The organism is Streptomyces sp. SID14478, from assembly GCF_010548525.1.
In the GTDB taxonomy this organism is placed as follows: domain Bacteria; phylum Actinomycetota; class Actinomycetes; order Streptomycetales; family Streptomycetaceae; genus Streptomyces.
Genome location: NZ_JAAGMG010000707.1, coordinates 1 through 6,821 on the forward strand (window position 1 = coordinate 1; position 6,821 = coordinate 6,821).

A 6,821-nucleotide genomic window follows, 5' to 3' on the forward strand; every position below is an offset into this window, starting at 1 on the left:
CCGCCCGCGGACGGTCGTGGGGCCAGGTCCCGCGCCCCGGTGGCCGCGGCCCGCGCCGCCTAGCCCACCCAGGTCCCGGCCCCCTGCCCGCTGCGCAGGTAGCCCTCGGCGGTCAACTGCCCGTACGCCTCCGTGATCAGGCCGCGCGACACCCCCAGATCGTGCGCCAGGTCCCGGCTCGACGGCAGTCGGGTCCCCGGCGCGAGCCGCCCCGTCCGCACGGCTTCCCGCAGCGCCGACTGCAACGAGCGGCCACGCGCGCGTGCCGGCGCGGCGGCCGCGGGAAGCAGCAACTCCCATGCGGCGGACGGAGGGTGCGGCGGCGACGTCATGGGACGGGACCTTAATGCGGCCCGCCGATTGGTCCCTGACACGGCCCCCTCGGTGGACCTCTCACCGGGCCACCGCCGCTCCTAGCGTCGACGCCATGAACGCATCATCCGTACGGGGCTCGCTCCTCGCCGCGCTCGCCTGCGTCCTCGTGGGCGGCTCCTTCACCGCCAACAGCGTCCTTAGCCACTATCCGTACGCAGGCGGCCAGTTCCTGCGCTACGGGACCGCCTGCCTGCTCCTCCTGCCGCTGGTGGGCCACCGCGGCGCGGCCCCGCTCAGGCACCTGGGGCCGCGGCAGTGGGCACGACTCGCCCTCCTCGCCGCCGTCGGCATGGTGGGCTTCAACCTCGCGATCCTCGCCGCGGAAAGCAGTGCGGAACCCGCGGTACCGGGCGTCTTCGTAGGATGCGCCCCGGTCGTCGTCGCCGTCCTGGCGCCCTCGCTGGCGGGGCGCACACCCCGGCGGAGCGTCCTTCATGGTGCGTTGCTCGTCGCGGCGGGCGCGTTCACCGTCCAGGGGTGGGGGCGTACCGACGCCGCCGGCATCGCCTTCTCCGTAGGCGCCCTCGCGGGCGAGGTCGGCTTCGCGATGCTCGCCGTACCGGTGCTGCGGCCGCTCGGCCCCCGCCTCCTGTCCTGCGTCGTCTGCGCGATCGCCGCAGCGGAGGCGGCCGTGGTGGGACTCGTCGTGGACGGCGCCTCGTGGGTGCGCGCCCCGGACCGGGCCGAGGCCGCCGCCCTGGGATGGCAGGCCGTGATCGTCACGGTGATCGGCTTCGTGTGCTGGTACATGGGCATGCAGCGGATCGGCGCGGAGCGCGCCACGCTGTTCTCCGGGCTCATCCCCGTCGCGGCGGCCTGCACCGCGCCCCTGGTCGGCGCGGGGACGTACGGACTCGCCCAGGGCGTCGGCAGCGCGCTCGTGGGCGCCGGGGTCGCCCTGGGCTCGGGGGCGTTCGGCCGTGTCTCAGCGACTCGTGTCGAGGATGACGCGGGAGACGAGCGCCGGGTCGTCGTTCATCGGCACGTGACCGCAGCCGGGCAGCCGGACGAGCCGCGCGCCGGGCAGGACGCCCTTGGCCCGGATGCCCTGCCGGCGGACGAGGAGCCGGTCGCGGGTGCCCCAGGCGACGGTGACGGGGATCTCGGGGACGTCGTCGCGGAACAGCACCGTGCGGCCCGCCTCCAGGGTCTGCCGGAACCCGGTGGCCTCGCGCAGCGCCAGCGTCTCCGCGACCACCGCCTCCGGTGAACGGCGTGCCGGTCGCGCGTAGATGGTGCCGGTGAGCGCGGCCCGGCCGACGGCCGACCGGGACAACCGCTCGACCATCGGCAGCGGCATCGCCCGCGCGCCCTGCCGCATCGCGAGCAGCGTCCCGAAGGCGTACCTGCGCTCGGCCTGGGTCCAGAAACCGGCCGGGGAGAGCGCGGTCACGGACCGTACGAGCTTCTCCCGGCCCAGTTCGAGGGCGAGCAGCCCGCCCAGCGAGTTGCCGGCCACGTGCGGGCGCTCGATGCCGAGCTCGCGGCAGAACGCGTCGAGGACCGGCACCACGCTCGACAGGTCGTAGGCCAGCCCCTCCGGCAGGGCGGGGGAGGCCCCGAACCCCGGCAGGTCCACGGCGATCACGTCGCGCTCGGCCGCCAGGATGTCCAGGACCGGCTGCCAGGCCTGCCAGTGGTGCCCTATCCCGTGCAGCAGCAGGAGCGGTTCCCCGGCGCCCGCGCGCTCGTAGGTGAGCGTCACGCGGCGCGGTCCGCCGGGGCTCTCGATGCTGAAGGACGCCTGTTCCGTCATGTCGCTCGCTCCCTGTCCCCGCCCCGAACGACGGTTCCTTAGACTCCTTGTCAGCAACAATTACCGCTCAGTAGCGTCCAGTTCAAGAGGTGAGGGCAAAAGCCCGGGTTCGCCTGGACAGCGGGTGATGTGTCGGTTGGGATGGAGGCGTGGGCACCTATACCGACACCGAGATCGACGTCTTCGAAGAGCACCGCCCGGTCCTGATGGGCGTGGCCTACCGCATGCTGGGCCGCGTCGCCGACGCCGAGGACGTGGTCCAGGACGCGTGGCTGCGCTGGTCCGGGGCCGACCGGCGCGAGGTGCGCGAACCGCGTGCCTACCTCGTGCGCATCACCACCCGCCTCGCCGTGGACCGGTTGCGCCGGGCCCAGTCGCGGCGGGAGTCCTACGTGGGCCCGTGGCTGCCCGAACCGCTCGTCACCGACTTCGGCCCCACCGTCCCCGACACCGCCGAGCAGGCCGTGCTCGCCGACTCCGTGTCGCTCGCCGTCCTCGTCGTCCTGGAGTCGCTCTCGCCGCTGGAGCGCGCCGTGTTCGTACTGCGCGAGGCGTTCGGGCTGCCCTTCGCGGAGATCGCCGCGACGCTGGAGCGCGGTGAGGCGGCCGTACGTCAACTCGCCGCCCGCGCGCGTAAGCACGTCGAGGAGCGACGACCCCGCTTCGACGTCGACCCGGCGCAACAGCGCGACCTCACCGAGCGGTTCCTCGCCGCCGCGACCGAGGGCGATCTGGCCGGCCTCCTGTCGCTGCTCGCCCCCGACGTGCGACTGGTCGGCGACAGCGGCGGCAAGTCCAAGGCGCCGCTGCGCGTCATCGAGACCGCCGACAAGGTGGGCCGCTTCGTCGCGGGCGCGGCCGGTCAAGGGGCCTCGGAAGGCTTCGAGTTCCGCTTCCTGGAGGTCAACGGCGGCCCCGCCCTGCTGGCCATCTCCCAGGGCAAGCCCGACTCCGTCTTCCAACTCGACATCTACGAAGGCAAGATCCAGTGCGTCTATATCGTCCGTAACCCGGACAAGCTTCAATCGCTCATGTAGGTACCCATGCAGCGCATGTAGGGGTCTGTGTACGTGCCTTGTAGGCGGCGTGCCACGCACCCTGAAGCGCAGGCCGGTTGCGGCCCGCTCCCCGCTCGGACGCGGCGGGCGGGCCGCATTCGTGCGCCTCCCTGCGTCTCGCCTCCGTGTCTTACGAACGCCGTGTGAACGGATCGCGGCCCTCCATGAACGCTCTGCGGCAAGGGCTCTGCGCGGGCGGTAACCGATCGAGGATTGGTCTTGACCAAGTTCGGGGGCGGGCCTACGCTCGCAGGGATAGTGCAGGAACCTTTAATAAACAAGGGCGCTAAAAAGCCGCCGGGGCACGGCTGTTGCGGAGGACAGGGTGGGGACCACGCAGTTGGAAGCGGCACCGGAGCCGAAGTACTGGCATCTGAAGACCGTGCTCAGCGACGCGCTCGACTCCGAGTTCGCCGTGGGGGAGATCCTGCCGAACGAGCGGGACCTCGCGGCCCGCTTCGGCGTCGCCCGAGCCACGCTCCGTCAGGCCCTGGAGCAGCTCGAACTCGAAGGCCGGCTGCAGCGCCGCCGCGGGGTCGGCACCACCGTCGCGCCGCCCCGCATGGGAGTGGCCGTCGCCTCCACCGACCAGGACTGGCCGGGCGCCAGCGGGGACGCGTGGCAGGCCGTCGACTGCACGTCGGACGAGCCGCCGACCGCGATCGCCGGCATGTTGGAGACCGCCCCGGGCGAGAGCGTGCACGTGCTGCGGCGTACGCGCGTCTCGCACGGACAGCCGGTCGCCGCCGAACTGCTCTACGTCCCCTCGGCCTCGGTGCCGGACCTGACCGGCATAGACGCTCCCTCCGGCGCCGCACGCGCGCGTGCCGTCGTACGCGAGTTGCAGCGCTTCGGCCTCGACGGCCAGGACCGCGCGGTCGAACTGGGCTCGGCCCGCGCGGACGACGCGAAGGAACTCGACCGTCTGCCCGGCGCGCCGGTGCTCGTCGTCACGACCCGCTACCTCAGCGACGGCGTCACGGCGGCCGTCTCCGTGGCGACGTACCGGGCGGACACCTGCCGCCTCACCTTCGGCGACACCACGGGCGTCGAGATCCACCACACCCCACACACTCGCGCTTCCTGACCCCACCACGGACTCTCCGGGGAGCGGGTCGTCTCGGGAGACGGGTCCCTGGTCGCAGGCGGGCAGGGGCGGGTCCCCTCACGGGCGCGCGCAACCACGCGTGCCGTCCCGCCGCGGCGGACTCTCGCGGCGATGCCTCCGTGACGGCCGACGGGCCGGGCTCGTCCCCGTCGGGGGCGCGGCATTCAGCGTGTCCTGCTCACTTTGCGGCGGGTCGATCGAGGCCGCGGCGCCTTCGGCACGCACATGCGACGCCTCCTGTTCACCGGCGTGCCGTCACTGTCAGGCGGCGCGGGATCGGCGCGTCCCACCGCGCGGTAGCGGGTCGGTCGAGGGCGGGGTGCCTTCGGCACGCACATGTGAGGCCTGCTGTGCACCGGCGTGCCGTCTCCGTCAGGCGGCGTGGGATCGGCGCGTCCCACCGCGCGGTAGCGGGTCGGTCGAGGGCGGGGCGCCTTCGGCGCTCACCCGTGACCCGGGACGGCCCCGCTCACCGACGGGCCGTCACCGTTCCCTCTGTGGCGAAGAGCTGCTCCTCCACGTGATCCAGTGCGAGCCGCAGCGCCCCGGTGGCCACGGCCGCCTCGCCCAGCATCGACAGGGCGACCCGGGGCGGTCGCAGGCAGTACCGCTCCAGCTCGGCACGGAGCGGATCCAGTACCCCGTCGAGCCCCGCGGCCCAGCCGCCGACCACGACCAGCTCCGGGTCCAGTGCGAGGACCAGCGCGGCGACATCGTGCACCAGCCGCTGGATGAACCGCTCCATCGCGGCCACGGCCCGCTCGTCGCCCTGCCGGGCCAGCGCGAACACCTTCGCCACCGCCGGCTCGTCCAGCGGGTGCAGCGGCTCGTCCGTCGTCGACAGCAGCGCCTCGGGCCGCACCTCACGGCCCAGCAGGTGCAGCGCCCCGATCTCCCCGGCGGCGCCCCCGTAGCCCCGGTGCAGCCGGCCGCCGATCAGCGCACCGGCCCCGGGGCTGAGCCCCGCCATCACGAACACCATGTCGTCCGAGTCGACCGCGACGCCCTTCCAATGCTCGGCGACGGCCGCGGTATTGGCGTCGTTCTCCACCAGCACCGGACATTTGAACGAGCGCTGCAGCCGCTCACCGAGCGGCAGCCCCGTCCACCCCGGCAGGGCCGTCCCCAGCCGCACCGTCCCGTCGGCCTCCACGATCCCCGGGCTGCCGACGCCGACCGCACGCAGCGAACCGCGGGCCACGCCCGCGCGCCGCAGCAGATCCGCGACGGTCCCGCGCAGCCGCTCGATCCGCTCCTCCGCGGACGCGGTCTCGTCGACCTCCTTGGACGCCGAGCCCAGAATCCGGCCGTCGAGCGCCGAGAGCGCCGCGGCCACCCGGTGCGGTCCGATCTCCAGGCCGAGCAGATGCCCCGCCTCGGCCCGGAAGCGGAACTTCCGCGCGGGACGACCCTGGCGCCGCGCGCCCGGCTCCTCGACCGTGGTCTCCACGACGAGTCCGGCCTCGATGAGTCCCTCGACGACGCCCTCCACGGTGGGCCGCGACAGGCCCGTCACCCGCGTGATCTCGGTGAGCGTCGCGAAATCCGTGGAGCGCAGCGCCTGCAGCACCACTGCCGAGTTGATCCGCCTGAGCAGAGAGGGATCTCCGCCGGTCAGCTGCCCCAACGTCCGTCCTCCCAGCAGTTGCGCGTGTTCGCCGGATGGTACTCGTCGCGGACGACACCGGCGAGAGTCGGGTGACCTTCTGTGCTCAGTTCGGCGCGACGAAACCGGATTCGTACGCGGCGATCACCGCCTGGGTCCGATCGCGGGCCCCCAGCTTGGCGAGCACGGCGCTCACGTGCGACTTGACCGTCTCGGTGCCGACCACGAGATCCGTCGCGATCTCCGCGTTCGACAGCCCGCGGGCCATCAGCCGCAGCACCTGCTCCTCGCGCTCGGTCAGCGCGGCCCGTTCCATCGTGGCCCGCGCCGCCGCGTTGCCGTACTCGGCGGCCAGTTTCCGCACGGCCGCCGGGAAGAGGAGCGACTCACCGGCCGCGACGAGCCGCACGGCGTGCACGATCTCGGCGGGCCGCGCCCGCTTCAGCAAGAACCCGTCGGCGCCCGCGCGCAGCGCCCCGTACACGTACTCGTCGTTCTCGAAGGTGGTGACCACGAGGATCTTGGGCGGCCGTTCCACGGCGCGCAGCACCGCGCGCGTGGCCTCGATCCCGTCGAGCAGCGGCATCCGTACGTCCATGGCGACGACGTCCGGACGCAGGCTGCGCACCAGGGGGATCACCGCCGCGCCGTCGGCCGCCTCGCCCACCACCTCGATGTCGGGCTGTGCCTCCAGGACGGCGCGCAGACCCGCGCGGACCAGCGGTTCGTCGTCGACAAGGAGCACGGTGAGCGGCACGCGGCCAGCGTAGATCACGTCACCGGCAGGTCGACGTGCACCTGCCACTCGTCGCCGAGGGGACCGGTGCGGGCCCGCCCGCCGAGCAGCGCCGCCCGTTCCCGCATGCCGCGCAGCCCACTGCCCGTGCCGCCCCCGCCGGCCGCCACGCCCGTGGGCAG

At 73.5% G+C, this 6,821-nt stretch carries 5 protein-coding genes and 3 pseudogenes; 3 read left to right on the forward strand and 5 right to left on the reverse strand.

The genetic code is table 11. The features are described from left to right. Positions 1-62: 62 nt before the first annotated feature. Positions 63-332: pseudogene (locus G3I40_RS23565) on the reverse strand (winged helix-turn-helix domain-containing protein); the annotation flags it as partial. Between the two features lie 95 nt (positions 333-427). Between G3I40_RS23565 and G3I40_RS23570 the strand changes: the two are divergent. After that, a pseudogene (locus G3I40_RS23570) lies at positions 428-1,216 on the forward strand (DMT family transporter); the annotation flags it as partial. Positions 1,217-1,300: 84 nt separating this feature from the next. Here G3I40_RS23570 and G3I40_RS23575 read toward each other — a convergent pair. Next, positions 1,301-2,131 carry an alpha/beta fold hydrolase gene (locus tag G3I40_RS23575; protein WP_164304118.1) on the reverse strand — a complete coding sequence of 277 codons (831 nt, stop codon included), beginning with the start codon at positions 2,129-2,131 and terminating at the stop codon, positions 1,301-1,303. A 149-nt stretch (positions 2,132-2,280) separates the two neighbouring features. On the opposite strand from G3I40_RS23575, the gene sigJ reads away from it, so the two are divergent. Both sigJ and G3I40_RS23585 read left to right on the forward strand, forming a co-directional pair. Continuing rightward, positions 2,281-3,168 (forward strand): RNA polymerase sigma factor SigJ, encoded by an 888-nt coding sequence (gene sigJ, locus G3I40_RS23580; protein WP_164304119.1) that lies wholly within the window; start codon positions 2,281-2,283, stop codon positions 3,166-3,168. Between the two features lie 346 nt (positions 3,169-3,514). Next, positions 3,515-4,276, forward strand: coding sequence for a GntR family transcriptional regulator (locus G3I40_RS23585; protein ID WP_164304120.1), 762 nt, complete (start codon positions 3,515-3,517; stop codon positions 4,274-4,276). A 490-nt stretch (positions 4,277-4,766) separates the two neighbouring features. Here the strand turns inward: G3I40_RS23585 and G3I40_RS23590 are convergent, their stop codons facing one another. From G3I40_RS23590 to G3I40_RS47330, 3 genes and pseudogenes are all read right to left on the reverse strand, one after another. After that, entirely contained in the window at positions 4,767-5,924 is a 1,158-nt protein-coding gene (locus G3I40_RS23590; protein WP_164304121.1) for an ROK family protein, read from the reverse strand. Between the two features lie 85 nt (positions 5,925-6,009). Next, entirely contained in the window at positions 6,010-6,660 is a 651-nt protein-coding gene (locus tag G3I40_RS23595) for a response regulator transcription factor (protein WP_164304122.1), read from the reverse strand. A 14-nt stretch (positions 6,661-6,674) separates the two neighbouring features. Then, positions 6,675-6,821, reverse strand: a pseudogene (locus tag G3I40_RS47330) (two-component sensor histidine kinase); the annotation flags it as partial.

Bases quoted from the DNA above. Each gene is read 5' to 3' on its own strand.
- G3I40_RS23575 (WP_164304118.1), bottom strand. From the start codon at position 2,131: ATGACGGAACAGGCGTCCTTCAGCATCGAGAGCCCCGGCGGACCGCGC.